The organism is Marinomonas gallaica, assembly GCF_049821165.1.
In the GTDB taxonomy this organism is placed as follows: domain Bacteria; phylum Pseudomonadota; class Gammaproteobacteria; order Pseudomonadales; family Marinomonadaceae; genus Marinomonas; species Marinomonas gallaica.
Map to the genome: position 1 here is coordinate 1,250,089 of NZ_CP187511.1, position 26,206 is coordinate 1,276,294.

Below are 26,206 nucleotides of genomic sequence, written 5' to 3' on the forward strand. Positions count from 1 at the left end.
ATCAATGGTTGCGGAGAGGGGTATGGATAAAGTCAATCAGGTTAAGCAGCTAATCTGCGCGATTAACCAACTGCATTCTGATTTTTCCAATGACTATTTTGAATCGGGCAAGATAGAGAAAGTGAACCTTTTAAGAACGATTGCCAGAGTCCCCGTACAGCACATTTACACCTATCGTTTAACGCTGCACGAGTGCATTAATGATTATCTTATGTCGGCAGAGATTGCATTAAAGTTCTTCTATAGAGTGAAAACTCGAGAAAGTATTGATGATAAAATAGAGCGAAATGCTTCGAGAGAGGATCAATACCCTGTCAATAATTGGCTGAACGATATATTCGGTGCACGTATTCTATTGACGGCGGAAGAGATCGAGCAGGTGATGATGTGTCTAGATAATTAGCAAGAAGAGCTAGGCTTAAAAAACTGGTATCTCCGCGGGAAAGTGGCTGGGGATGTGAGTATGTTTCCCTCGTACAGCAAGGTTCCTTCAAAAGATCATCGCGCATACAATGCGCTCGTACGAGCAGATTTCATCTGCGATCCAAAGTCGTTCAGCCACCCAAGGCCTGATCGCGCATACAATGCGCTCGTACGAGCAGATTTTATCTGCGATCAAAGGCCTTTCGCGGATGCAATGCGCTCGTACGAGCAGGTTTCACCCGCGATAAAAGGCCAATCGCGCGTGGTGCAGTTTAACTAAAGTGGGCTTAAGCCTGCGTCTAAGAAGTATTGGTTTACGTCGTGGATGCTGACACCGTTCAATCCTGCCGAATTTACGATTCCTGAAAATAGGGCAGCATCTATGCCAAGGTTTTGCGCGTGCTGGTGGAGTCCTGCAATATAATTATCTGCTACCGCATCAAACACTAATTCAGCGGCTTGCGCGAGTGCTTCTTCATCGTTGTTAAAGAACTGTAAGGCGTCGTTTGTGTAATCTTTGTAGACGTCTAAAGAAAACTTCTCCGCCCCTTTTTCGCTGTCGAATACAAATGAATACTGTCCCGTGTCTTGTGCCGTGAGGTTAAAGCTTACAAGTACCTCATGGTCAGTGTATAAGGTATCAATTTGATTGCCTTGACTGTCAAAAATAGTGATTTCGGCTCGGTTTTCACCTTGGTAGTTACCGTCTTGCACTAAAGCTAAGTCGAAGACATATTGCCCTGGTGTGTCGAATTCGATGCTGATTTCAACCGGGGTTGCTTCGCTCTGAACAAAGGTAAGGTGATCGTCGACGGACATGGTTTGTTGCGGACTTTCATTATCAGCGATGATTAATGTGGTATTGATACCGTCATTGGCGAGAACGAAGTCAGGCGTGACGGTTTCGGTGATTACTTTTGTACGTTGTTCAAAAACACCCTCGCTTACTTCTTCCATATAATTCACTGTATACGTACGTCCAGCGATGTTGGGCAGCTCTGAGATTGGGCTTAACGCCAAGGTAATGCCCTCCGCATTAAACTCTAGAACGTTGTCATCTGTGGCTGAAAAGGCAAACGACGCTTGTGATTCACCTGCGGCAAAATGCAACAGCCCCGTTAATGGTGAGTTAACATCGGCCCAATCGGCCTGTTGATAAGATGGAAGGTAATACTCCGGTAACTCTGGCTTTGGCCATTGATTTTCCAAACTCTCCCAATCTATTTGACCATAGTCGGAATTGTATAGACTATTAAGGTTGATGGCCCAGACAAAGGTTTCATCAACATCCAGATTGCTTGAGCGCTCTAGGGTGATGATGGTTTCTTCACCTTCTTCGATGTGTGTTGGGTCTAGCGAAGAGTACAAAGAGAGCTCGCGATGTAGTGTATCAGTGAATATTTCCAGATCATAGGACGTATCCGTTGTGGTCACTTGGCTGTCATCGTTGGCGAAATTGACATAGGTGATTAGCGCATCGCTGTCTTTTTCAGTAATGGACACATCATGCGTAGCACGGTCACCGACAAAGATGATGCGGTATTGACCTGACTCTGTCGGTGTAAAAGTAATCGTGGTGGCATCTTTTGCTAAGGTGGGTGTAACAAGCACGCCGGTTGGGCTGTAAATAGCAAATGTCTCAAACGACTCTAATGTAAAGGGGGACTCGTTTGCTGTGACATCGCCGCCCTCATGCAATTCATTCAGGGTTAAAGTGTAGGGTGTATCTGTTTCAAGCGCTATTTGGATTTCGACGGCTTGACCGCCTTCGGTCATGAATTTTGCGGCTTGATTCGGTATCAATTCAATGGTCCGGCTTTGTTGATCTGCGATCCCATAGTTAACTGAAAATGACTCGCTATCCTCAGGTGTTAACACCAGAGGAAAGGAGCGGTAAGGATTGCTTGAAATGCTTGGGTCGTCGTGTGTCGCAACGGTCATGCTGGCGCTTTTCTGTCCAGCTGAGAATACCAAGTCACCCGCCATATCGGAGGCAAAACTACTGAGTAGAGCAGTGCTTCGATCGCCATTGATATAGGTATCGCTTAAGGTGCCTTGGATTTGCAGAATTTGCTGTAGTGCATCACCTGCTTCGGTGACTTCCCAGTGCACCGTCTCGCTTGTACTCAGGTTGCTCGTTCTTTCAATGGTAAAGGTAACTTGCTCACCTTCACTTAGCTCGGTGATTGGCTTCGATGCAAATACGAGATAGGATCCAGTATCTAATAGTTGGTATTGTTTTGTCGCTTCTATACTCATTTTGCTTCCTTGAAATGGCATGTGTTTTCGTTATGTGCAACGCAGGATGCGTTTATTGAAAAAAGTTTAGTCTGGATGGGAATATTGGGGTAGATATGTTGACGAGGCAATACCGCGCATAAGCTCCATCCATGAGTTATGGTTATTAGTTTGGGAGGCTAAAGAGAATGATACGTGTTTGCAAGGTTTGTTTTAGTAAATATTGTTCAAGAATTGCTTTATGAAATAACATGGTTTTTCAATGCCAGCCCCACGTACACAACAAGTCAAAGTCCTTTCGCGCATACAATGCGCTCGTACGAGCAGGTTTCACCTGCGATCAAAGTCCTATCGCGCATACAATGCGCTCGTACGAGCAGATTTCATCTGCGATCAAAGGCCTATCGTGCATACAATGCACTCGTACGAGCAGGTTTTATCTGCGATCAAAGGCCTTTCGCGCATACAATGCGCTTGTACGAGCAGATTTCATCTGCGATCCAAAGGCCTATCGCGCATACAATGCACTCGTACGAGCAGATTTCATCTGCGATCAAAGGCCTATCGCGCATACAATGCACTCGTACGAGCAGATTTCATCTGCGATCCAAAGTCCTATCGCGCATACAATGCGCTCGTACGAGCAGATTTCATCTGCGATCAAAGGCCTATCGCGCATACAATGCACTCGTACGGTCAGATTTCATCTGCGATCAAAGTCCTATCGCGCATACAATGCGCTCGTACGAGCAGATTTCATCTGCGATCAAAGGCCTATCGCGCATACAATGCACTCGTACGAGCAGATTTCATCTGCGATCAAAGGCCTTTCGCGCATACAATGCACTCGTACGAGCAGATTTCATCTGCGATCAAAGGCCTATCGCGCATACAATGCACTCGTACGGTCAGATTTCATCTGCGATCAAAGGCCTTTCGCGCATACAATGCGCTCGTACGAGCAGATTTCATCTGCGATCCAAAGTCCTATCGCGCATACAATGCGCTCGTACGAGCAGATTTCATCTGCGATCCAAAGTCCTATCGCGCATACAATGCGCTCGTACGAGCAGATTTCATCTGCGACCAAAGGCCTTTCGCACCTACAATGCGCTCGTACGAGCAGATTTCATCTGCGATCAAAGGCCTTTCGCACCTATAAATTAATTGCGCAGACAATACGCTCGCCGATCAGGTTTTATCTTCAAAAATTCGGTATTTACAACATTAAGGATTTTGTAAAGATTGATAGTTGTATAAAATAGCGCCTTAACTAATCAGGATGTTATGGATGACAATGTTTAATACGGACACGAGTAAGATTCAAACCTTGGCGGATTTCTCAAAAGCGGCGTATGCCGTGCAATATTGGGAAAATAAGGCGATTAACGACCCTAGCCCCGGAGCGCAGGAAGCGTATTCTAGCTTGCTGGAGAATGGCTGGCAGCCGGTGGATTTTAATCTATCCACTTACCAGTCTGAGTACACCTCAAGCAGCACCCGCTTTACCACAACCAACACCATGGAAAATGGTTACTACACCCATGCCAATGCGGCGGCGTTTGTGGCTCGATCAGGTGATTCGTTAGTGGTGTCGTTTCGTGGTACTAATGACTCCGATGATAAAGGCTTGGGTAAGAATCCAAATGACCTAAGCGATAAATACCATCCTGATAAAGATCACTGGGAACCGATTGACTTCTTCTCCTCAGATACCATGAATAAGCATTATGGTTATTTTTCACGCTTATTTAATGGTTTAAATGAGTACTTGGACGATCACTCTGAGGTAAAGAATGTTTATGTGACGGGGCACAGTATGGGGGGCTCCATGGCGCTCGAATACATGTCGAAACATTCTAATTATAGCCTTGGGGCGAATCTTGAATCGGTTGTGTTTGCGGCCGCGCCTTTTATTGAGGATCGCTCATTCTTTTTGGGTACGGTGTGGCGTAAAGACTATTATGACGATAGTCGCATTACCCAAATTGAGATTGCGAAAGATCCGGTCAGCGAATCTTGGGATGTTTTTCTAGACAACAACCGCCCCGGTCAGGTGGTTCGTTTTTATGGTGATCAAACGCTCAATACACCAGATTATCACTTACCATTTTACTATTATCGTGATGCCAATCATGCCATGGATTACTATCAAGCTATCGCTCATGCTTTAGAAGAGGAAGCTTGGTCGCGGATTTTGGATGAAGTATCAAACTATTCCACCACAGGTGTGTATTTAGCAGGGCAGCAGCAGGACGGCGATTACATTGTGGCGTCTCAGGACGATGTGCTAAACGGCAGCAGCTCAAACTATGACTTTGTCTACGGTGGCGCGGGGGACGATCGCATTATCGCCACTACCAATGCTCTGTTAATCGGTGGTTCTGGTGACGACACGTTAGTGTTTAACGCAGCCAGTGATCAATATACGCACACGCTGAATGACTTGGATGAGATTTCTTATCTCTCTTTTTCGTCAGGGTCTTATCGTTTTACTGGGATCGAATATTTAGAATTTTCAGACACCACTATTTCGCTAGGCCAACAAGACAATGCTAACCAAGACAACTCGAATCAGATTATAGATGGGGTGATGGAAGCGTTCAGTGTGAGCTTATCATCGCTGGTGCATACGCTTCTTTCCGCTCGATTGCAGCAGATTGCGGAGGCTGGTATGAGTAGCTCAATGCAGATATCCGTAGTTCTGGCATCGAACCCTATGATTAGCTCGGCTTTACCGACCGACAGTAATGCTATTTTGTCCATTTCCAGTATTGTGAGCGACATGCAAGCTAGCGCAGCAAAAGCAGGCCTTACCGTACCTGAGTCGCCAAGTGTTACGTCGGACTCTGACGCTCAGTTAATTGGTGTGGGAGATTTGGACTTCTCTGGTCACGCTTATATAGCTTGATACAGTTGTTGGACGGCTCTCAAGTAAGCGCTTCTATGTTTATAGAAGCGCTTTTCGTTTACTAAGTGGCTGGCGATGCCGCTCCAGCTTACTCGCCCACTGATGTCCCAACAATGTCGATGATGGCGCTGCCTTCTGGCATTACGGGGTTATCAATTAAGGTTTGCACCGCGTCGCGAATCGCAAAGATAGGGTTTAAGCCGCCTTCGAACATCTCATTTTGTGAGATTTCTTCGTAGTAGGCTAAGACGGTTGCGATTTGCATGCTGCTAGCACCTGCGTCCAGCGCCGTTTGCAGGCGTGTCTCGATGACTTTATCGACTAGCGGATTAAAGTTCGCACCCACTAACAATTCCATACCTTGACCAATATCCGCGCCGCTTGCTTGGTACAAGGTAATCACGGATTCCTGTCCGTTATTTGACAGCAACAAGGATTGGTTTTGGTAATCACCTTTAAAGGTGATAGTAGAGGCATTGCCGTCACCTTTATCAATGGTGATGATCGCGGATCCTTGCTCCGCCGTGATCATGTCAGCCGTGAGGTTATCTTGGACTGCCAATTGCGAGCTGTTAGTAAAGTTAAAGACTTGGTCACCGTTTATCTGTTCTAACGTGCCTTTAATGGTATTAAACCCGCCACCGGTAAAGTCGAATACATCGGCTTGGGTGCTGCCAGTATACGAGTGTAAGCCTGCAGAAGAGGTAAAGTACGTCGCTGTATCGTCACCAACAGACACCACGTCATCGCTCGTGCCAAGTGGCTTGACGGAAGTATAGAAGCCATCAATGGCATTGGTGGTTGTGCGAATGTCAGACACAAATAAACCACTGTCCAAAATGTGATCACCTGAGTCCGCGATCGCCAGTTTGATATCAAACGTGTCTTGGTCATCGGCTAAGGGGATGAACAGGGTTAGCGTACGACTGATCGCATTGTACTCAATGCTGTGAGTATCATTGGTATTGTCTATAAAAGAACCAGACTCTACATTTTTAGACGTGACACTTAATGGAAGGGTTGGGTCTGCTTTAAAGAAGGCGTAGTTTACGCCATTTATAAATACGCCGCCGGCATCAACGAAGCTATCAATGTAGTTTGGGTATTCTTCTGAACCGAACATGATGTCAACAGCGAGCGTTTTAGCCGTGTCGTTGGTTCGGTTTAGCGTAAATTCAAGTACAGCGGCATCGTTGGTGGTGGTACTAAAGCCACCATTCACGCTGTCAAAAGCGGTTTGAACTACTTCATCCAGATCCGTGTCTCCAGGTAAAGAGTGACTCGGTCCATAATTTGATACACCGTTGTATCGTGGTAGCGTGGCGTCACCAGAAGTTAGCAAAATGCCGGGATTGTCTATGGTCAGCCCTGAACCAAAATCAAGCGAGTCAAAAACCGATACGGCTTCGCTAGAACCAGTGAAGTTCAAGCTGCCATTGACTAGCTGCATCCCTGAAATGCCATTTGGCGCCAAATAATTCAAAGCGTTGTTTTCCAAAACCACGATTGAAGTAGCGTGTAGCTCATTTGCCATAACGAATTCCTTTTAATCCATGTTAATAAGAGGTAATACCACCATATTTTACATGGCTTTGTTACTAAATCAGTTCTTTTTGTTTGTGTTTTGTAAAAACTTGAACAAGTTGTGGCAATGCCAGACAACCTAGCAATAATAAAGTAATTCATAGATTCAACAGTATGGAGTTAAATTATGGCAACGGGTGAGCAAATTTTAGATGGGGTGGCGAATGGTTTGGGCGCCAATTTATCGCTTATCGCGCGTTCAGTGCTTTCTGCGCGTCTTCAGCAAGCGATCGATGCGGGTACGGACAGTTCTGTTCAGTTGTCCGTCGTATTGGCTTCAAATCCTAGTATCAGTGCGAATGTACCGACAGGTAGTAATACACTGTTAACAATTTCCAGTATTGTAAGCGATACGCTTGTAGCGTTTCCGACAGACGAGCCTGATACGCCGATAGATGAAGAACCTGTTGTTGATGATCATGCTAATCAACAAGATGACACGGCCACAGCGCTTGGCTTTATGACATTGAGTGGGGTGCTCGAAGAGGCGGGGGATGTTGATGTTTTCAAAATGACGCTAGATCCTGGACAGTACACTTATAGCATCAATGATCTTGTTGACGGTGTGACATCGACTACGCCGATTATCGCAGATTTGTACTTGGCAAATAATGTCATGGATGCGCCAATATTCAGCATAGCCGTGGAAGATATGTCGTTTGATCATACGTTTACGGTTGAAGAAGCCGGTCAGTATTTTATCGAGGTGTACCATAGTGATGCGAATTCAGGTTTTAATGACAATACTTACACCGTTGCATTAGAGCAAAATGAGGTGCAGCCAGAAGAGCCCGTGAGTAATGCGAAAACCGTTGCCCACTCTCGTAGTTACCAAGTGAACAGTGTCGATGGCTTACCGACCTCGCAGACTCAGCATGTAAATACCTTATTAGAGGAGTCGTCACTCTGGGATAAGGCCAGCCTTACCTACGGTTTTCCGAGCAGTATTCCAAGCGATCATGTTAACAGTGGTGACAGCGGCGGTTGGCGTGCGCTTACTTCGCTTGAGCAGTTGGCATTTGAACGTGTTGCAGCCACTCAAAACCAATACATTAATCTAGATTTAATTAAAACCAGTTCTGGGGTCAGTGCAGATGTGCGAGTGTCAGCGGTGAATCAAGATGCCAATACGGCGGCTTATGCTTACTACCCAGGGAGTGGCGCGGGCGGTGATGTTTTCTTAGACGCCAACAGTCAAAATACTGAAGAGGCTGATTATTTTTTAAATGACAAATACGGTGTATTGCTCATCTTACATGAGCTAGGTCACGCGATGGGAATGGATCATTCCTTTGAAGGTTCCCCTGCAATGCCAACAGCGGTCGACAATTCAAATTACACTGTGATGACGTATACTCAAGTGGGTATGTGGACGACCGAAGCGCAACAAACTGGTGGCGGTGGGTATAATTTTTATACTGTGAATGGCTTTCGTACGGATTTAGGTATTTTCGATGTGGCGGCGTTACAAGTGGCGTACGGTGCCGATCTGTCTACCAATACAGACAATACTGTGTATCGCTATGATGAAAGCACGCGCTCGTTTGACTCTACAAACAGTCATTACCTAACGATTTGGGACGCGGACGGTGAGGATACTATTGATGCCAGCGATGCCGCATTTGCGAGTACGATTGATCTATCCGACTACACCTTATCATCTATTTCAGAGCGTACAACCGCTCAAGAAGCGGTTTTGGTGGCTCAGGCGGCAGGATTAGGTGCCAACACTTATGACACTTTAGAAAACTTTATTGTGTCGCAAGGGGAAGGCGCGTTTTTAAATCAACATAATTTAGGCATTGCTAAAGGTGCTGTTATTGAGAACGTCATTACTGGTCAAGGTAACGACACTGTGACGGATAATCAGGTGGATAACAGCATCAGCACTGGCGCGGGGAATGATCTGATTATTCTCGGGAACGGCGGGTTCGATACCGTCAATGGCGGCAGTGGCAACGATACCGTACGCTTGTCTATCGCCTCGACGGAGGTGGAAACGTTCGAAGACGAAACCGGCTACTATATCGCCGCAAATAACTTCGGCGCCCAACTCATCGGCATCGAAACGATTGAATACACCGATCAAACCTACACCGTGTAATTGCGCATGCAATCTGCTCGTATGAGCAGATTGCACTTGTGATTCAAAACGCTGCTCTGTCTCAACGTAAATTTTAATAGCGTCTTTTATGATTCCCTGTTTCTAAGATAAGCGAAACAGGGAGTGGCTATGTCTTTTCTTTTTTTTCATTTTGATGGTACCTGTAATGATCCCAGCGATGCGTATGCCGCGTCCTATGAAGATGAGAGCATTTCGAATGTTTTAAAATCTCATGTGTTAATGGGAGGCGGTTTGAGCCCCTGCGATGGACGCTTGGGAGTGTTGTCGTCGAATCGGTCTTTTTATTATGCGGGCGTTGGCACCTATGGCAGTGTGCTTGAGCGTTGGTTAAACACGGGCTTTGCGTTCGAAAATGCCGATGTAGCCAATATTCTCAACCAAGCGTTGCTCGACTTTCAAAGCCACTACCACCCCAATATCAAAGCGGTGGTGTTGATTGGCTTCAGTCGCGGGGCGGCTCTGGCACGACGATTTGCGGCATTGATTAATCCCTTTGTTAAACAGCCTATTGTGATCGAAGCGGTCATGGATACCGTGGCATCGATTGGCTGGCCCAATTTAGATAAGACTCAACGTCCAACGCGCGATGTCGTATTTGAATACGGCTGCACGTTACCCCGCTGTGTTAAATCTGCCCTGCATTTAGTGGCGTTAGATGAACAGCGTTTAGCGTTTCGCCCCACCTTGATGAATCATGATGACCGTATTGCAGAGCTTTGGATGCCTGGTGTTCATAGTGATGTCGGCGGCGGGTTTCGTCGTGATGGCCTTGCGGATCTGAGTTTTGGTGTGATGGCGCGTTGGTTAACGCGCACCCTGCGTCTCGACCGACAAGCGCTTTACCATTCGGCGGAGCAACTGCCGCTCTTTCGTAACAACCCCTACCGTCTTGAACACTGGTCTAAGTTATTAGAAATGACGCCCTCAGTCACCGCAACTGTGCATTACCAACAGCGCTTCGGCCATTTTGCTCGAGCAACATTATCCCCGCGAAAATGCCATGTTTTACGGGGGAATACACCTTGTCAAAAAACGCATCCTTTGTGGCACCGCAGCGTGTTTAAGCGCATGGCAAAGCAGCCTTATCAACCCGCGGCGATGTTGCAAAAGCCCGCTTTGGGCTGGTGTTACCACTAAGCACTAAAATCGCGCATGCAATGCGCTCGTACGAGTAGGTTTCATCTGCTATTTAGTGCTTATTTAGGTCAAAGAGTCAATGAAGTTGAATGGATTGAGATCGTTTGTTTTAATCCTTTTATGTTTTAAATTCAATAGTTCAAGGAATGAACGGATGCGGTTAGAGAAAGGGTATTCATCGTTAAGGCGGGGTCGTATATATGATCTAGGGGGCACTTATCATCTTGTGTTTTCAACAGAAAATAACGTCCCATATTTTCAGGATTTTCTATCAGCAAGGCAGGTGATCAAGGCTTTGAGTTATTCCGATGAGCAAGGGTGGTCTTCCACTATAGCGTTTGTGGTCATGCCTGATCACGTGCATTGGTTGGCGCAATCGGTTTCAAAGACACCTGATAAATTGGTGTCTTCTATTAAACGCCATGTTTCAAAAAACTCAATCCCTAAAGTGTTTTGGAACAGAGGTTATTACGACAGCTTTATACGAGATGAAAGGCAGTTGCTCCATATAGCGCGCTATATTATAGCGAACCCTAAAAGAGCATTTTTAGTAACAGAAGTGGGGATGTATCCACATTGGGACTGTATTTATATTAATCCATGATACTTGCAATCTAAGCCTAAAAGCGCCATCGCGCATGCAATGCGCTCGTACGAGCAGGTTTTACCTGCGATCAAAAGTGACTCAGCAGCCAAAAGCCTATCGCGCATACAATGCGCTCGTACGAGTAGGTTTCATCTGCGATCAAGCGATAGGCCTCCAATGAGGCCTATCGCGCATGCAATGCGCTCGTACGAGCAGGTTTTACCTGCGATCAAAAGTGACTCAGCAGCCAAAAGCCTATCGCGCATACAATGCGCTCGTACGAGCAGGTTTCATCTGCGATCAAGCGGTAGGCCTCCAATAAGGCCCATCGTGCATATAATGCGCTCGTACGAGCAGGTTTTACCTGCGATCAAGCGGTTAGGCCTCCAATGAGGCCCATCGCGCATACAATGCGCTCGTACGAGTAGGTTCCACCTGCGATCAAAAGTGACTCAGCAGCCAAAAGCCCATCGCGCATGCAATGCGCTCGTACGAGCAGGTTTCACCTGCGATCAAAACTGACTCAGCAGCCAAAAGCCTATCGCGCATACAATGCGCTCGTACGAGTAGGTTCCACCTGTGATCAAACTGACTCAGCAGCCAAAAGCCTATCGCGGATGCAATGCGCTCGTACGAGCAGGTTTTACCTGCGATCAAAAGTGACTCAGCAGCCAAAAGCCCATCGCGCATGCAATGCGCTCGTACGAGCAGGTTTCACCTGCGATCAAGCGGTTAGGCCTCCAATAAGGCCCATCGTGCATATAATGCGCTCGTACGAGTAGGTTTCATCTGCGATCAAGCGGTTAGGCCTCCAATGAGGCCCATCGCGCATATAATGCGCTCGTACGAGTAGGTTCCACCTGCGATCAAAAGTGACTCAGCAGCCAAAAGCCTATCGCGCATACAATGCGCTCGTACGAGCAGGTTTCATCTGCGATAAAGGTATTAATATCTACTATGTTTTCATTATTGACGCTATATTAAGGGGATCTTTACAAAGGGAAAGGAGTGTCTCATGTCTACTGAACAGCATCTCGCTCAATATGGGGTTTCCATCGCAGCGGCGAAGAACTTTATTTTGCTCAATCTCAATCGCCCCGATTTTATTTTCTCTACGGCACAATCATTTGGTATTACGAATGAAATGCTGGGTGATATTTATGGCGGTGCCAGCAAGTATCAGGTCGTGGATTTTTTCCGCTCCCAAGGGATCGATAGCACCATTCTTGAAACAGACCCTGAGAGTGCTTTGTCCCATGGAATGTACTTTTATGGCTTTGAACGCAGTGATGCGATAGTCGTGGGCGATCTGCAAGTCGTGCCGGACCACCTGTACATTGAGCAAGCTATGATTGATTTTCAGGTGGGTGAGATCGAAGGGCGTTTTGATATTGCTAATTTAGATGTCAGTGAGACCGTCACTTACTCGATCTTGTTTGATTTTAACAATGATGCTCAAAGAGATATGGCGTTTAATTTTAGTGTGATGAGTGATTCGAGTGTGGTGTTTAGCTTAACGTCAGAGTCGCACACTTTGGCGATTACTGAGGCAGTAAAACAAAATGCGGTGCAGGCTAGTATTGATGTTATGAATGATCAGCTGGTGTTTTCGGTTGATAGTGACGACATTAAAGATTATTTGCAGGCCACCAATAATCAAGCGTCCGTTATTGAGAGCTTGGATGCCTATTCGAGCTTAAATGTATCAGCAGTGGGGGCTTCAACCAGTTCAGTCAGCATTGTGGGCGGTCAAGTTGTGCAAGAGTCTGAGTCAGCGTACTTCACCATCGTGTAATTCGTTTTTGTATTGTCAACAGGTTAAGGCTTCAGTTTGATATTTGCGTGTTTTGGATACCGCTTGGGTTGAAAAAAAACAATCCATAACTATAAAGTACTTATCAAATTTTAAAACCTCATCCAAACGATGAGGCTTTAATCGAATAAACCAGTGAATACTTTATATAGGATTTTTTTTCATGGCTAATATTACAATTGATGGCACGGATTACGAATTGGATAACTTGAGCGATCACGCACGTGCTCAGCTTTCGTCACTCCAAGTGGCGGACCAAGAAATCGGTTTGTTGAATGCGCGTTTGGCCATGACGCAAACAGCACGCAATGCTTACGGCAAAGGGTTGGAAGCTGCGCTTCCAGCATCAGTCGATGCAAAAGAGTCTGACGAAGGGGTCGTGCTTATTAATGAGCGTCCATATCGTATAGCAGATTTTTCTGATAAAGCGAAAGCGGAACTTGCGTCTTTGCAATTAACAGATCAAAAACTTACGCAGTTGCAGTCTGAAGTCGCGATTATCAAAACCGCTCGCAATGCTTACGCTGTCGCGCTTAAAGGCGCTCTAGACAGCGAATAATAACCCTTTTTTAAAATCGCAGCTTGCTTTGTGGGTTGCGATTTATTTTTATGAGGCAGTTATGTCTGAGTTTATTTTAGAAGGTCAGCGTTTCAATACTGACGATTTGTCGGAAGTGGATCTAAGTACAACAGTCGCTTACCGCTATACAGAGAAAGAAGTCGGTCGGCTAAAGCGCCGCATTGGCATGTTTAGTACCGCTCGTAACGCCTATGTCGTTAGACTCTCAGCACTGTTACCTGAGCCGGTAGATGAGGCTCAATTAAGCGAAGCCAAAGTCATTCGCGTCAACAACCGTGCTTATCCAATAGCGTCTTTATCGCAAGATGCCTTGAATCATTTTAGCTCTGTGAAAGAGTGTGATAAACATATTCAACGTTTGGATGTGGATTTAGCCATCGCTGAAACCGCTCTAATGGGTTATGGACAAGCCGTCAAAAGTGCTGTGTTAGGTTAAGACGTCCTAATACATTTGTAGAGTTTTTGGGAGTATTTGTAATGCCGAATTGGCAAGCGCTTAGCAAAGAAAAACACGCAAAGTCAGGTTGGGTAGCACCGAGTGGCTACCCGCAAGCCAAGCAAGATAGTATTGCTTCTGTTTTAGCGGCGGAGCTGGGGCAAGTCCTGCCTTATTATCCTTTGGCTTTTGTTTCCGATGGTAAGGACAGCTACCATCTTAATGCGATGCTTTCGTTAGAAAGTAATACCAATCTGTTTATCAACTCTGCGAATCAGTGGATGGTACCTTACATTCCTGCCGCCTTTAGAAGTTACCCATTTCAAATGATGAGTAATGGCTCCGGTGGCCATATTTTAGCACTTGATGTAGAGTCTGATTTCTTCTTAGAAGAAGCCGTCTCACCCAGTCAGCGAATCCTGACCGATGATGGTGAGCCGAATGAATCAATGAAACCGTTGATTACCTTTATGCAACAGCGTTTGTCTCAGAAGATTCAAACGGATACGTTGGTAAAGCAGTTGGCAGATTTGAATCTCATTGAGCCGTGGTCGATTGATGTACGTTTTGGCCCTGAAGAGAGTGATGTGCGTAAGTTACTTGGGTTGTCACGCATTAATGAAAAAGCATTACAAGAATTAGCACCAGAGTCGCTTAGTGAGTTAGCTAAGTCAGGAGCGCTTGGTATCGCTTATGCGCAATTATTTAGTATGGCAAGAGTGAAAGACCTGCAGACACGCTATCTTCAATATCTGCAGCAAACTAAAAAGCCTGAAGTTGCTGAAGTTGATCTTGATAAGTTATTTGATGGCGATGACGGTAACGATGTGTTTTCTTTTTAATGACTAAGTCACACAAAGTGAAACGCTAGATAATTTTAGGCCTCTTCCTTTGAGTAAGGAAGAGGCCTATTCTTTTGGCTATAAAGAAAGCCTTAAGCGATAGTGTCTTGGTGAGTCATTTCGTTAGATGATACGCCAATCAGTGATGATATATCCGCAAGCGCAGAATAATCAAGGTTGCTGTAAAGGTTTTCCATGCTTTGCATGTACTCCGTCCAGTCTAGGTTAGCAAAAAGATCTGCATAGCCCGACCAATCAAAGTTAGCCAAAAGCTCACTATAAGCCGTCCAGTCAAAATTGTTTAACTGCTGTTCAATTTGATCCCAATCAATCGATCCCATTGATTGCTCAATAATGCTGCTGGCTTCCTCTGCTGTCATACCAAACTGCTGTAAGTAGGCTGTGTAGCTACTCCAGTCGATATCGTCAAGATTGCTGGACACATCTTCCCATGCAGAGTCATCAAATAAGTCATCAAAATCAATATTATTGAAGGACGACTCAAGTTGTGCAATCCAGCTGCCATCGCTGGCTAGGGCGTTCGCGTACTCTTGCAGCTCAGCGGCCCATGCCTCCCAGTCAAAGTTTGCCAGCGTGCTTTCTAAGGTTGTGTTCCACGCGCTCCAATCAATATTTGCCAGCGCTGTTTGATAATCGGTAATCAAACTGTCCCAGTCAGAGTTTTGGATCTCTTCACCGGAAAGGTTAAGCACGCTGTCTAGTGTTAAGTCAATGTCATCCACTACAACATCATCAGGTTCAATAGGAGTGATCATCATGTTGATAGGCATGTTGCTTTCGGTTGAATATCCTTTCGATGAGAAAAAGCTTTTTACGTCTGCGCCAGAAACGCCGTCTGCATATAGTTCACCTAGCATATCGTAGGTAATACCGTATTGGGCAGCAGTGCTGTAAATAATACTTGGAAAGTTTAGATTGTTGTGAATAAACTCCCGAGCTTGTTGAAAGGTAACGCCGTATTGGGCCAGTAATTCTGATGCAGACATGGTGAACTCCTTTTTATCTGTGAAAAAGAACGAATAGTGATCAGTATTATAGCGCCGGCTTAATATGTTTGAAGTGGTATTGTGGTTTTTAGACAAAAAAAAGCTAAGGCAGTTGCCTTAGCTTAAAGACTGATAATGACAGAGTAGGGCGTATTATCAATTCTGATATCTCATAGATGGGATTTCGAATCAAAAAGAGTATCGAACTCTTGTAGAGTCGATTCACTCAGCTGACCTGTTTCAAGTTGAATGTTTAGATTCGACATTAAATAGTCAGAAAGAGTGTTTGCAAACTCTAAGCGCACATCATAAAGCTCTGTTCTAGCTTCTAAAACATCGACTTGACTGCCTAAACTAAGATCGGCTTCGCGTTCTGCCGCTTCAAGAAAAGCTTGGCTGGATTTACGTGATTCTTCAAGTGCTTGTAAGCGTTCACGGAATGAGCTTAACTGGGTAAAGGCAAGTTTTACCGCTTGAGTTTTTTCAGAAATAGCTTGCTCATAACGTGCTTGCGCTGCGTTATAGGCCGCTTCCGCTTGGCGTGATTGCGCTGACGTACGTCCACCAGAATAAATAGGGATCGTTAGGTCAATAGAGGCCGTGTAGTTTTCGCTGTACTCATATCTATCCGGACTGTTACGGTCAGCGTAAGACAGTGACAAGTCCAGTGTTGGTAGATGCTTTGATTGACTGGAACTTGCTTCCCCTTCTTTGCTACGAACATTTGATAGTTCTGCAAGAATTTCCGCGTTATTTTGTACTTTAGAAAGCCATTCTTGTTCGGTGCCACCTACTAAGCGAGGGAATACTTTGTAGCCGTTTTCAACCCAGCCTTTCGGAATGGATACCTTACTACCTGTTAAGTTTTCTAGATTGGTTTTTGCGTCTTCGTAGCGACTTTTTGCTTGCAGTAAATCGCTACGCGCCACATCACGGCTAGAGGTAGCACGTAGTACGTTTAGACGACCTCCAACTCCTAGCTCATTCATTCGATCGGTTTGATCAAGCTTCAATTGTAAGGATTCAAGCTTATCTTGATAAATATAAACTTGTTGCGCTGCAGTAAGGGCCTCTAAATAGGCTTGGCTTAACCGATATATAAGCTCTTGTTCAGCTCGGGTATAGGTGAACTGCGACTGTTTTACTGCATCTTTCGCACTGCCATAAGCTTGCCAAGCTGAGACGTTTATTAGACTTTGCTGAATATTTAGTTGATAGACGGAGTAATCTTGTGTCGCTGTATAACGGGCCGCATTTGCCCGTTCACCGGTACTCGGATCTATTGGTACATCTGCTTTATTTCGAGTGTAGTCATCGTCAACATTTTGTTTAACATAACTTGCGCTTAGCTTAGCATTAGGCAGCAGTTGAGACAGCGCTATGTCGTCTTGCTCTTGCTCTGCTTGATAGTTGTAAAAAGCGTATTTCAACTGAGGGTCATGCTCTTTAGCCAGTTTAAACGCGGAAACAAAGCCTGTTGTCTGAACCGTTGAGTTAACTGTTTGAATTTCCTCGGCTATCGCGGCTGAGGAAAGGGTAGAGCTTACTATCAAGGCTATAAGCTGGGGCTTGAATGGAATGGGCATTTACTTCTCCTTCAAGCTTCGCGCGAAGCTGTCTTTGATTGGTTTGATAATATAGCTAAATAGGGTTCGCTCACCGCGACGAATCATGACTTCAGCTGGCATACCAGGGATCAACTTCATCTGATCAGCATTCATATCATCACGACCTTTATCCGTTACTTTGATACGTGCTAAGTAATAGGGCGCTTGATCTTCCCGCTGTTGCAGGCGGTCAGCGGAGACATTGATCACTTCCCCTTGGATGACTTGAGTAATGCTTGCATTGAAGGCAGAGAAACGAATGTCGGCTAATTGGCCGATGTGAATATCGTTAATGTCATTGGTCATAACACGACTTTCAACGACAAAACTGTCTTCATAAGGTACTAGGTCCATTAAAGCTTGGCCAGAGTTGGCTACGCTGCCAATCGTATGCACTTGCATATCAACAATGGTGCCATCTTCTGGCGCACGTACAATCGAACGCTCAACTCGATCTCGTGCCACTTGGTACTTTTCTTGTAGGTCGAAGTACATTGTTTGGGTTTGCTTTAAACGATCACCAACGTCTTTAAGGTAGTCTTGTTTACGTGTTGCAATTTGCAGTTCCGTTTCCGTGTTTTGTATCTTTAGCTGCGCCATATTTGACTTCAGCTTATTGATCTCATTTTGAGTTGAGATAATAGAGCGGTTCAGTTCTCGCGCACGGTTGTTGTCACCTAGGCCTTCTTTATACAGTGTGGTATAGGCTTCTTCTTCTTCACGGAGTAAAACAAGCTGTTGGTTTAGACCATCAATTTGTGCCTCCATACCACTTACTTGCTCATCCGTTTGTTCTAAGCGTGTTTCTAATGAGTTGGCTTCTTGCTGATAAGCAGAGATACGCGCGTTCAAAAGGTTGCTTTGCTGTTTGAGAGCATTGGCTATGTCATCATCTTGCTTGGCTGCTTCTCGAAGTGACTCAGAGAAACGGATGGTTGTCTCAAAATTTTGCTCGGCGTTTAGACGCTCAAGCTCTGCTCGGGCGATTTGTAGCTGTTTGTTGCTGTTATTAAGCTGAGCTCGAAACTGGGCATTCTCAAGCTGAATCAGAGGGTCTCCAGCTTTAACTGAGTCGCCATTGCGCACGAAGATTTTTTCGATGATGCCACCTTCGTAGTGCTGTATGGTTTTACGGTAACTATCGACCACTACTTCACCTGGGGCGATTAATGCACTGTTTAACGGTGCAGTAGTGCCCCAAAGCGTGAATAGGCCAAGTGTTAGTATTAGAAAGATGATGCCGAATCTAACATAGCGGCGATCATCAGTAGGGACTTCGTCTTCACTTGTTTTGGCTGGTTGTGCAGAAGATTTTTCTACGTAACTTCCCGATTTAGCCTCAGAAGCCGGTACCTTAGCAGTTTCTATTTTTGCAAGCGGTTGACCAGAACTTTCTTGGCTTAGCTCAGTATCTTTGTCTGTGTGTTTCGTCATTTTTACGGTCTCAAATTCTTTGCTTATAAAAGAGGTTAGGCTCTAAGTGCTGTCTGTTCTGATGCTTTTTGCGACATCAGTTTCTGCATAACTTCTTCTTTTGGTCCGAACATTTGCATCTGACCTTCTTTAAGTACCATGAGCTTATCAATACTCTTAAGAATCGATGTACGGTGACTGATGACAAATGTGGTGACACCTTCCTGTTTCAGAATTTGCATCGTCTCACTCAGTGCCTTCTCACCTAGTTCATCAAGGTTAGAGTTTGGCTCGTCTAAGACAACGACTTTTGGTTTACCGTATAGCGCACGAGCAAGGCCTACGCGCTGGCGCTGACCACCAGACAGTGCGCCTGAATCAACACCGATGCGCGTATCGTAGGCATCAGGTAGTTGCAAGATCATTTCGTGAACACCTGCCTTTTTCGCAGCGGCAACAACAAGATCAGAGTTTACTTCACCGAATCTGGCAATGTTTTCACTGACAGTCCCGTTAAACAGTTCAATGTCTTGGGGTAAGTAGCCAATATGAGGGCCGATTTCGTCACGGTTATAGTGTTGTACTTCAGCACCATCAATACGAAGCGTTCCGTTTAGGGTCGGCCAAATCCCTAGAATTGCTTTGGCTAAAGAGGATTTACCTGCTGCGCTTGGGCCAATGATGCCAACAAGATCACCAGGGTAGACCTCGAAATTCACACCTTTAAGGGTTGGAGTACGAGAGCCTGCTGGGCCCACAAAAAGATTAATAGCATCTACTTGTCCTGTCGGCTCAGGCAAGCTCATGTTGCGATCTTCTTCGGGGAAAGCCGTTAGCAATTCTTGTAAGCGCGTGCGTGCGCTACGCGCATTGTTGAAGCCAGACCAGCTGTTAATGAGCAAGTCTAGAGGTGCCAATGCGCGGCCTAGTAGGATTGAACCTGCGATCATCATGCCTGGAGACATTTCATTGATAACTACGTAGTAAGCACCTAAGCCTAGAATAGAAGACTGGAAAATCATGCGCAGTACTTTAGACAAATTCGAAAACACACCAGCGCGATCGCTTGCGATGGTTTGTTTTCCTAGAAATGTCTTATGCTGATCACTCCAGCGCCCCATGATTCCTGGCAACATCCCCATAGCGTGTAAAACTTCTGCGTTACGTAAGTTACTAGATGCTAGGTTCTGCGCTTTGATGTTTTCTCCATTGGCTTCGGTCAACATCTTTTTAGTGAATCTTTCGTTCAAAACAGCAATGATCAATAGAACTGCACCAGCACCCAGTGCGAACCAGCCAAATGCTGTGTGGAACATAAATAGCAAAGCAATGTAGATAGGGAACCAAGGGGCATCGAAAAACGCAAAAAGACCATTGCCGGTTAGAAACTGACGAATGCTGGTCAAGTCATTTAGTGGTTGCGATGTACGTTGATTTGGAATTTTAACACCCGCATTAAACATGGCGGTGTATACACGATGGCTTAGGAATTGGTCGATCTGGTTAGAAACCCTTACTAAAATACGAGATCGCACCCATTCCAAAACCCCGAGCACACCGAATAGGAATACCATGATAATGGTTAAAAACAGTAAGGTTTCTAAGCTTCGCGACGTGACAACTCGATCATATACTTGAAGCATATAGAATGGAGCGGTAAGCATTAGTATATTGATGAAGAGACTGAAGAAGCCTGCGGCGATGAAGCCTCGCTTACTCGCCTTGAGGGCACTCCCTAGATCATCGACTGCATTTGAGTTTTTCATAAAGAATTCTGTCTTATGTATGTTTACGGTTATGAAACGAAAGTTATCGTGTGCCTGATAGATGTGGACGTTTTTGTCGATTGCAACCCCCACAATGGCGAGCAACAATATCAAAGTCTGTTCCGCTATGTGTGACCGAACTCACTTCTGTTTGCATTTGCTTTGGCTATTCTACCAACTTGTAAATTTGTATCACAATCAGATGTTAGTTCTTGTTACGAGAACGGCCTGTTTTGTGCTGTAATATATGCTAAATTGTGTGCCCTTTTGAATAAATTTTAGGAGAAAAAATGGCGACTTTGACTGTAGAAGGTAAACAGTACGACATGAACGAATTGTCTGATAATGCTAAGAATATGGCGAACTCAGTAGCATTTTGTGATAGCAAAATTAATCAGTTAGAAGCCGAATTAACAATGGTGAAAATGGCTCGTAATGGTTTTGTTAGCCAGCTGGTTAATGAATTGCCGCAACCAGAAGTCGAACAGCCAAAGAAAACGACTCGCAAGCGCACGACGACGGCAACAAAGGCTTCACCTGCGAAGAAAAGTACGACGTCCCGTAAAACGGCAACAAGCTCTACCGAGCCTAAGAAAGCCCCAACTCGTAAGCGAGCACCTGCAAAAACCAAAGCAACGGAATCGGTTTCTGAATAAGCTTCACTTCTATTTTGATTGGCCCGATACGGGCTTAGAAGTACGATTTCTTCCGTTATTTTATAATTAGCAGCAGATTACGAAAGTTATGACTGAGTTTATTGTTAAAAATGTGGCGTTCAATTATTCGCCTGTTGAAGATAGAGTTGGTCTTAAGTGTGTGACTGAAGAATCAACACACCAGCTTTGGCTGACGCAAAGAATGCTGCATCAATTACTCCCTGCTTTAACTAAATGGCTTGTTGATGCGGGTTTTGGTACGTCTCAAACTAAGAGTTTTATGGCGTCCTCGCTGAAAAGTTCACAGCAAAATTCTGCAGTAAAGTCAAAAGTAGATGGCTCTGCTGATGCCGGAACAGCGTCCGCTCAGAGTCATGACAATGCTTTAGATAGGATTGAAACGCAAAGGGAATTAAGACAGAAAGATGCGGTCACTTGGGTGTGTACTAAAGCTAATTTATCTTTTGATAAACAACGCATACGCATGAAATGGGAGTCTGAAGCTTCAACGGACTCCTATATATTTTCCATGACTTCTATAGAAGCCAGTCATTTTTTGATCGTTCTTAGGGATTCCATTAAAAATGCCGACTGGTCTTGTCATTGGCCTGAATGGTTGCCTCTAATTGAGGAGGATTTGCCTAGTAATACGGCGTTTTTACACTAAAAAACGGCTTTTCATAAATCACTTTGGCAAATTCCTACAGAGATATCTATGAAACTATTAATCACAGGTGGCGCTGGCTTTATCGGCAGTGCGGTGGTGCGTCATGTACTACAAGAGATGGATCATGAAGTAGTTAACCTGGATAAACTGACTTATGCAGGTAATCTAGACTCGATTCCAGTTGAACTTACTCAGACTCGTTATGTGTTTGAGCAAGTTGATATCTGCGATGGCGCAGCATTAGCAAAAGTGTTTAATCAGCATCAACCTGATGCCGTGATGCACTTGGCGGCTGAAAGTCACGTTGACCGTTCTATTGATGGCCCTGGTGACTTTATCCAAACCAATATTGTTGGTACTTATACGCTGCTTGAAGTGGCTCGACGTTATTGGTCGGATTTAAGCAAAGACAAGCAGCAAGCGTTTCGTTTTCATCATATTTCAACCGATGAAGTGTATGGTGACCTGCCTCACCCTGATGAGGTAGACGGTGACTTGCCGATGTTCACGGAAACAACATCTTACGCACCAAGTTCACCCTATTCGGCGAGTAAAGCCAGTTCTGATCATCTTGTTCGTGCGTGGCTGCGCACCTATGGTTTCCCCACAATTGTGACAAATTGCTCTAATAATTATGGTCCTTATCATTTTCCTGAAAAATTGATTCCGCACATGATTTTGAATGCATTATCAGGTAAAGCTTTACCTGTGTATGGTGATGGCTCACAAATACGTGATTGGCTGTATGTGGAGGATCATGCACGTGCTTTGGTGAAGGTAGTGACGGAAGGTGAAGTAGGGCAAACCTATAACATCGGTGGCCATAATGAAAAGCGTAATATTGAAGTCGTTCATACGCTTTGTGATTTACTAGAAGAGTTAGTGCCCAACAAGCCTAACGGCGTTGCTGCTTATCGTGATCTGATTACCTATGTTAAAGACCGTCCGGGTCATGATGTGCGCTACGCCATTGATGCCAGTAAAATTGCCGATGAATTAGGCTGGAAGCCTGAGGAAACGTTTACATCAGGCATGCGTAAAACGGTACAGTGGTATTTAGCAAACGAATCTTGGTGGCAACGTGTGCTGAATGGCGATTACAAACTTGATCGCTTAGGCAAATAGGATGGACAGCATGGCAAAGCGTAAAGGTATTATTTTAGCCGGCGGCAGTGGTACGCGTTTGCACCCGTTGACGTTAGGCATGTCAAAGCAGCTGATGCCGATTTACGATAAACCAATGATTTATTACCCGCTGTCGGTTTTGATGTTAGCGGGTATTCGTGAAATCTTAATTATCACCACACCTGAAGATCAAGAGAGTTTTCAAAAGCTATTAGGTGACGGTAGCTACTTTGGTGTTGAGCTGACCTATGCTGTTCAGCCATCGCCTGATGGCTTAGCTCAAGCGTTTATTATTGGTGAAGAGTTTATCGGTGACGACAATGTGGCGCTGGTATTGGGCGACAATATTTTCTTTGGTCAGCATTTCTCAGACAAGCTAAAACAGTCGGCTGCGCAAACATCCGGTGCAACCGTGTTTGGCTATCACGTGATGGACCCTGAACGCTTTGGTGTCGTGGAATTTGATGAACACGGTAAAGCCATTAGCATAGAAGAAAAGCCGGAAAATCCGCGCTCTAATTATGCAGTAACGGGCTTGTACTTTTACGACAATGATGTGGTTAGCATTGCGAAGAGCATTCAGCCTTCCGAGCGCGGTGAGTTGGAAATTACCGATGTGAATTTGGCGTATTTAAAACGCGGAGATTTGCATACTTCGCTATTGGGACGTGGTTTTGCGTGGCTGGATACAGGGACGCATGATTCTTTGCTGGAGGCTGGTCAGTTTGTGCAAACCGTTGAACATCGCCAAGGGCTTAAAATCGCGTGTCTGGAAGAAATTGCTTTTCGGCAGAATTGGATTAGCCAAGCGCATTTGATTCATGCTGGTAATGCGTTAAAGAAAACAGGATACGGCCAGTATCTGCTTAAAGTCGCTGATGGCTATCAGTAAACTCTGCTAGGACCCAATAAAGTATGAATGTCATTGAAACAAATATCGCAGATGTTGTGATTATCGAGCCGAAGGTCTTTGGCGACGAACGTGGTTTTTTTCTAGAAACTTTCCAAGCCGAGCGTTATCAGGAAATGGCGGGTATCGATCTGCCCTTTGTACAAGATAACCATTCCCGCTCAGGTAAGAATGTTTTACGCGGTTTACATTTTCAGAAAAGTAAGCCGCAAGGTAAGTTGGTGCGTGTTGTTCGTGGTGAGGTATTTGATGTAGCCGTCGATATTCGTCCTGACTCGCCAACCTATGGACAATGGGCTGGCGTGTTGTTGAGTGAAGAGAATAAACGTCAGTTTTGGGTGCCGCCCGGTCTGGCGCATGGCTTTGTTGTGTTATCGGACATCGCAGATTTTGAGTACAAGTGTACCGACTATTATGACCCGAGTGATGAAGGCTGCTTAATATGGAACGATGCCAGTGTCGGAATCGAATGGCCGGAAGGTATCGAGCCGATTTTGTCCGCCAAGGATGAGCTAGGACTGACTCTTGAACAGCTTGGGCGTTAATTGATGCGAATTTTGTTAACTGGAAAAAATGGTCAGCTAGGACGTTGTTTTCAAGACATCTGTTCACCCTCGAAGCATGAGTTAATGAGTTACGGCTCGGATGAGTTAGACATTTCACAGACGGATCAGGTGTTATCTGCGGTCGCAGAGGTTAAGCCTGATATTATTGTGAATGCGGCTGCGTATACGGCGGTGGATAAGGCAGAGGATGAGTCTGACAAAGCGTATGCTGTCAATGAATTGGGGGTTAAAAACCTTGCTCAAGCTGCGCAACAGCTCGGTATTCCAGTTATTCATGTTTCGACTGATTATGTCTTTGATGGTTATGGTGTTGAGCCTTATAAACCTAGTGATCCAACTACGCCACAAGGGGTTTACGGCGCATCCAAGTTAGCTGGAGAAAAGCGTCTTGCGCAAATTTGCACCCAATATATTGTATTAAGAACGGCGTGGGTGTTTAGCGAATACGGCAATAATTTCGTTAAAACCATGATCCGGTTAGCTAACCAGCGTGATTCACTCAGTGTTGTGGCAGATCAATATGGTTGTCCGACCTATGCCGGTGATTTGGCGCAGGCAATTTTGCAGCTTTGCGATCAATATCAACAAACTGGTGAGCTGGCATGGGGGACGCACCATTACTGTGGTGATCTACCGACTAGCTGGCACGGTTTTGCTCGTACCATTTTTGCTAAAGCCGAGCAGGTCGGTTTAATTCAGAGTAAGCCTCAGTTGACGGCGATCAGTTCTGCACAGTACCCGACACCAGCTAAGCGTCCAGAGTATTCGGTATTGGATATGGCGACACTGACTAACTTAGATGTGTCTTGTTCACCTTGGTTGGTGGCGCTGGATAGAGTACTTGAAACACTCAAAAGAGATACTCAAGAATGACTGCAATGCTGCCTAAGGTGGCGGTGTTACTTGCTGCATACCAAGGTATTCGTTGGATTGCAGAGCAGGTAGACAGCATCTTGTCGCAGCGCAATGTGTCTGTAACGCTTTTTATCAGTGTCGATGCCTGCCCGGAAAATTCTGTAGATGATGGCACACTTGCTTGGTGTCAGAACTTAGCCAGTATCCGTAAGAATGTACACCTTTTGCCCTATGGCGAACGCTTTGGTGGTGCTGGGGCAAATTTTTTTCGCTTGCTGAAAGACGTCAATTTTTCAGCGTTTGATGCTATTTCGCTTGCTGATCAAGATGATGTTTGGCTCCCTACGAAGTTAGAGTATGCGTGTGAATGCATTCGTGACGGGCTATGTCAGGTGTATTCTTCGAATGTGACGGCTTTTTGGCCGGATGGCCATCAACAATTGATTAAAAAATCCTATCCTCAGAGACGCTACGATCATTTTTTTGAAGCGGCAGGCCCCGGCTGTACTTATGTGCTTGATCAATCTGTGGCACAGTCATTGCAGATATTTCTGTGTGAGCAGCGTGAGTATTTGAGCAAGGTCGCGTTACACGACTGGTTGATCTACGCCTATTGTCGTCAGCAAGGTGTTGCTTGGTATATTGATGACCAAAGCACCATGCATTATCGACAGCATGCAGGCAATCAGGTGGGGGTTAATCAAGGTATTACAGCGTATAAAAAGCGGCTAAAGCAAGTAGCGAGCAAATACTACCGAGGTCAGGTTGAGCTAATCAGCCGGTTAGTCGCGCCTGAATTGATGCCTAAATTACAATCGTTTTGGTTTCGGTTGACCAATGTTTTACAGTGTCGGCGTCGGTCTAGAGACCGTTTTGCATTGCTGGTCATGTTTTTATTGTGTATTTATTAATTGGTTTTATTGAAGTAGGCAATATCATTTTTAGTGGGTGCTTAGGTT

The 26,206-nt window shown here is 45.2% G+C and carries 22 protein-coding genes; 16 read left to right on the forward strand and 6 right to left on the reverse strand.

Going from position 1 to position 26,206, the window contains the following annotated elements; translation table 11 throughout:
- The first annotated feature begins 22 nt into the window (after positions 1 to 22).
- Complete coding sequence (locus ACPUEK_RS05820) at positions 23 to 403, forward strand: hypothetical protein (RefSeq protein ID WP_425642623.1); 381 nt, start codon at positions 23 to 25, stop codon at positions 401 to 403.
- A 296-nt stretch (positions 404 to 699) separates the two neighbouring features.
- On the opposite strand, the gene ACPUEK_RS05825 is transcribed toward ACPUEK_RS05820, so the two are convergent.
- Complete coding sequence (locus ACPUEK_RS05825) at positions 700 to 2,682, reverse strand: hypothetical protein (protein WP_425642624.1); 1,983 nt, start codon at positions 2,680 to 2,682, stop codon at positions 700 to 702.
- Between the two features lie 1,270 nt (positions 2,683 to 3,952).
- Here ACPUEK_RS05825 and ACPUEK_RS05830 point away from each other — a divergent pair.
- On the forward strand, positions 3,953 to 5,572 hold the full coding sequence (locus ACPUEK_RS05830; RefSeq protein ID WP_425642625.1) for a lipase family protein: 1,620 nt from the start codon (positions 3,953 to 3,955) through the stop codon (positions 5,570 to 5,572).
- 88 nt (positions 5,573 to 5,660) lie between these two features.
- Here ACPUEK_RS05830 and ACPUEK_RS05835 read toward each other — a convergent pair whose 3' ends face one another.
- Positions 5,661 to 7,106, reverse strand: coding sequence for a choice-of-anchor L domain-containing protein (locus tag ACPUEK_RS05835; protein WP_425642626.1), 1,446 nt, complete (start codon positions 7,104 to 7,106; stop codon positions 5,661 to 5,663).
- Between the two features lie 177 nt (positions 7,107 to 7,283).
- On the opposite strand from ACPUEK_RS05835, the gene ACPUEK_RS05840 reads away from it, so the two are divergent.
- The 7 genes from ACPUEK_RS05840 to ACPUEK_RS05870 all read left to right on the forward strand — a co-directional run bounded on the left by ACPUEK_RS05840 (position 7,284) and on the right by ACPUEK_RS05870 (position 14,675).
- Positions 7,284 to 9,260 carry a matrixin family metalloprotease gene (locus tag ACPUEK_RS05840; protein ID WP_425642627.1) on the forward strand — a complete coding sequence of 659 codons (1,977 nt, stop codon included), beginning with the start codon at positions 7,284 to 7,286 and terminating at the stop codon, positions 9,258 to 9,260.
- Between the two features lie 129 nt (positions 9,261 to 9,389).
- Positions 9,390 to 10,418 (forward strand): phospholipase effector Tle1 domain-containing protein, encoded by a 1,029-nt coding sequence (locus tag ACPUEK_RS05845; protein ID WP_425642628.1) that lies wholly within the window; start codon positions 9,390 to 9,392, stop codon positions 10,416 to 10,418.
- Positions 10,419 to 10,572: 154 nt separating this feature from the next.
- The gene (locus ACPUEK_RS05850; RefSeq protein ID WP_425642629.1) at positions 10,573 to 11,022 is read left to right on the forward strand and encodes an REP-associated tyrosine transposase; all 450 of its coding nucleotides are present in this window, start codon (positions 10,573 to 10,575) and stop codon (positions 11,020 to 11,022) included.
- 997 nt (positions 11,023 to 12,019) lie between these two features.
- Positions 12,020 to 12,799 (forward strand): hypothetical protein, encoded by a 780-nt coding sequence (locus ACPUEK_RS05855; protein ID WP_425642630.1) that lies wholly within the window; start codon positions 12,020 to 12,022, stop codon positions 12,797 to 12,799.
- A gap of 181 nt (positions 12,800 to 12,980) precedes the next feature.
- Complete coding sequence (locus ACPUEK_RS05860) at positions 12,981 to 13,376, forward strand: hypothetical protein (protein WP_425642631.1); 396 nt, start codon at positions 12,981 to 12,983, stop codon at positions 13,374 to 13,376.
- Between the two features lie 61 nt (positions 13,377 to 13,437).
- On the forward strand, positions 13,438 to 13,833 hold the full coding sequence (locus ACPUEK_RS05865; RefSeq protein WP_425642632.1) for a hypothetical protein: 396 nt from the start codon (positions 13,438 to 13,440) through the stop codon (positions 13,831 to 13,833).
- Between the two features lie 41 nt (positions 13,834 to 13,874).
- Positions 13,875 to 14,675 carry a SapC family protein gene (locus ACPUEK_RS05870; RefSeq protein ID WP_425642633.1) on the forward strand — a complete coding sequence of 267 codons (801 nt, stop codon included), beginning with the start codon at positions 13,875 to 13,877 and terminating at the stop codon, positions 14,673 to 14,675.
- Positions 14,676 to 14,767: 92 nt separating this feature from the next.
- Here ACPUEK_RS05870 and ACPUEK_RS05875 read toward each other — a convergent pair whose 3' ends face one another.
- The 4 genes from ACPUEK_RS05875 to ACPUEK_RS05890 form a co-directional block, all read right to left on the reverse strand.
- On the reverse strand, positions 14,768 to 15,682 hold the full coding sequence (locus tag ACPUEK_RS05875) for a hypothetical protein (RefSeq protein WP_425642634.1): 915 nt from the start codon (positions 15,680 to 15,682) through the stop codon (positions 14,768 to 14,770).
- 170 nt (positions 15,683 to 15,852) lie between these two features.
- Positions 15,853 to 17,268 carry a TolC family protein gene (locus ACPUEK_RS05880; RefSeq protein ID WP_425642635.1) on the reverse strand — a complete coding sequence of 472 codons (1,416 nt, stop codon included), beginning with the start codon at positions 17,266 to 17,268 and terminating at the stop codon, positions 15,853 to 15,855.
- Positions 17,269 to 18,723: an HlyD family type I secretion periplasmic adaptor subunit gene (locus tag ACPUEK_RS05885; RefSeq protein ID WP_425642636.1), complete on the reverse strand. Its 1,455-nt coding sequence runs from the start codon at positions 18,721 to 18,723 to the stop codon at positions 17,269 to 17,271.
- 35 nt (positions 18,724 to 18,758) lie between these two features.
- On the reverse strand, positions 18,759 to 20,468 hold the full coding sequence (locus tag ACPUEK_RS05890) for a type I secretion system permease/ATPase (protein WP_425642637.1): 1,710 nt from the start codon (positions 20,466 to 20,468) through the stop codon (positions 18,759 to 18,761).
- Between the two features lie 290 nt (positions 20,469 to 20,758).
- Here ACPUEK_RS05890 and ACPUEK_RS05895 point away from each other — a divergent pair, with 290 nt between their 5' ends.
- From ACPUEK_RS05895 to ACPUEK_RS05925, 7 genes are all read left to right on the forward strand, one after another.
- Entirely contained in the window at positions 20,759 to 21,124 is a 366-nt protein-coding gene (locus ACPUEK_RS05895) for a DUF6447 family protein (protein WP_425642638.1), read from the forward strand.
- 88 nt (positions 21,125 to 21,212) lie between these two features.
- A complete protein-coding gene (locus ACPUEK_RS05900) occupies positions 21,213 to 21,791 on the forward strand; it encodes a hypothetical protein (protein WP_425642639.1) in 579 nt (192 codons plus the stop codon).
- A 48-nt stretch (positions 21,792 to 21,839) separates the two neighbouring features.
- The gene (rfbB, locus tag ACPUEK_RS05905; RefSeq protein WP_425642640.1) at positions 21,840 to 22,916 is read left to right on the forward strand and encodes a dTDP-glucose 4,6-dehydratase; all 1,077 of its coding nucleotides are present in this window, start codon (positions 21,840 to 21,842) and stop codon (positions 22,914 to 22,916) included.
- Positions 22,917 to 22,926: 10 nt separating this feature from the next.
- On the forward strand, positions 22,927 to 23,808 hold the full coding sequence (gene rfbA / locus ACPUEK_RS05910; RefSeq protein WP_425642641.1) for a glucose-1-phosphate thymidylyltransferase RfbA: 882 nt from the start codon (positions 22,927 to 22,929) through the stop codon (positions 23,806 to 23,808).
- A gap of 23 nt (positions 23,809 to 23,831) precedes the next feature.
- Complete coding sequence (gene rfbC / locus ACPUEK_RS05915) at positions 23,832 to 24,371, forward strand: dTDP-4-dehydrorhamnose 3,5-epimerase (RefSeq protein WP_425642642.1); 540 nt, start codon at positions 23,832 to 23,834, stop codon at positions 24,369 to 24,371.
- 3 nt (positions 24,372 to 24,374) lie between these two features.
- Positions 24,375 to 25,265 carry a dTDP-4-dehydrorhamnose reductase gene (gene rfbD / locus ACPUEK_RS05920; RefSeq protein ID WP_425642643.1) on the forward strand — a complete coding sequence of 297 codons (891 nt, stop codon included), beginning with the start codon at positions 24,375 to 24,377 and terminating at the stop codon, positions 25,263 to 25,265.
- A complete protein-coding gene (locus ACPUEK_RS05925; protein WP_425642644.1) occupies positions 25,262 to 26,158 on the forward strand; it encodes a glycosyltransferase in 897 nt (298 codons plus the stop codon). Before rfbD ends, ACPUEK_RS05925 begins: the two co-directional genes overlap by 4 nt.
- The last annotated feature ends 48 nt before the right edge of the window (positions 26,159 to 26,206 follow it).

Bases quoted from the DNA above. Each gene is read 5' to 3' on its own strand.
- ACPUEK_RS05820 (WP_425642623.1), top strand. From the start codon at position 23: ATGGATAAAGTCAATCAGGTTAAGCAGCTAATCTGCGCGATTAACCAA.
- ACPUEK_RS05825 (WP_425642624.1), bottom strand. From the start codon at position 2,682: ATGAGTATAGAAGCGACAAAACAATACCAACTATTAGATACTGGATCC.
- ACPUEK_RS05830 (WP_425642625.1), top strand. From the start codon at position 3,953: ATGACAATGTTTAATACGGACACGAGTAAGATTCAAACCTTGGCGGAT.
- ACPUEK_RS05835 (WP_425642626.1), bottom strand. From the start codon at position 7,106: ATGGCAAATGAGCTACACGCTACTTCAATCGTGGTTTTGGAAAACAAC.
- ACPUEK_RS05840 (WP_425642627.1), top strand. From the start codon at position 7,284: ATGGCAACGGGTGAGCAAATTTTAGATGGGGTGGCGAATGGTTTGGGC.
- ACPUEK_RS05845 (WP_425642628.1), top strand. From the start codon at position 9,390: ATGTCTTTTCTTTTTTTTCATTTTGATGGTACCTGTAATGATCCCAGC.
- ACPUEK_RS05850 (WP_425642629.1), top strand. From the start codon at position 10,573: ATGCGGTTAGAGAAAGGGTATTCATCGTTAAGGCGGGGTCGTATATAT.
- ACPUEK_RS05855 (WP_425642630.1), top strand. From the start codon at position 12,020: ATGTCTACTGAACAGCATCTCGCTCAATATGGGGTTTCCATCGCAGCG.
- ACPUEK_RS05860 (WP_425642631.1), top strand. From the start codon at position 12,981: ATGGCTAATATTACAATTGATGGCACGGATTACGAATTGGATAACTTG.
- ACPUEK_RS05865 (WP_425642632.1), top strand. From the start codon at position 13,438: ATGTCTGAGTTTATTTTAGAAGGTCAGCGTTTCAATACTGACGATTTG.
- ACPUEK_RS05870 (WP_425642633.1), top strand. From the start codon at position 13,875: ATGCCGAATTGGCAAGCGCTTAGCAAAGAAAAACACGCAAAGTCAGGT.
- ACPUEK_RS05875 (WP_425642634.1), bottom strand. From the start codon at position 15,682: ATGTCTGCATCAGAATTACTGGCCCAATACGGCGTTACCTTTCAACAA.
- ACPUEK_RS05880 (WP_425642635.1), bottom strand. From the start codon at position 17,268: ATGCCCATTCCATTCAAGCCCCAGCTTATAGCCTTGATAGTAAGCTCT.
- ACPUEK_RS05885 (WP_425642636.1), bottom strand. From the start codon at position 18,723: ATGACGAAACACACAGACAAAGATACTGAGCTAAGCCAAGAAAGTTCT.
- ACPUEK_RS05890 (WP_425642637.1), bottom strand. From the start codon at position 20,468: ATGAAAAACTCAAATGCAGTCGATGATCTAGGGAGTGCCCTCAAGGCG.
- ACPUEK_RS05895 (WP_425642638.1), top strand. From the start codon at position 20,759: ATGGCGACTTTGACTGTAGAAGGTAAACAGTACGACATGAACGAATTG.
- ACPUEK_RS05900 (WP_425642639.1), top strand. From the start codon at position 21,213: ATGACTGAGTTTATTGTTAAAAATGTGGCGTTCAATTATTCGCCTGTT.
- rfbB (WP_425642640.1), top strand. From the start codon at position 21,840: ATGAAACTATTAATCACAGGTGGCGCTGGCTTTATCGGCAGTGCGGTG.
- rfbA (WP_425642641.1), top strand. From the start codon at position 22,927: ATGGCAAAGCGTAAAGGTATTATTTTAGCCGGCGGCAGTGGTACGCGT.
- rfbC (WP_425642642.1), top strand. From the start codon at position 23,832: ATGAATGTCATTGAAACAAATATCGCAGATGTTGTGATTATCGAGCCG.
- rfbD (WP_425642643.1), top strand. From the start codon at position 24,375: ATGCGAATTTTGTTAACTGGAAAAAATGGTCAGCTAGGACGTTGTTTT.
- ACPUEK_RS05925 (WP_425642644.1), top strand. From the start codon at position 25,262: ATGACTGCAATGCTGCCTAAGGTGGCGGTGTTACTTGCTGCATACCAA.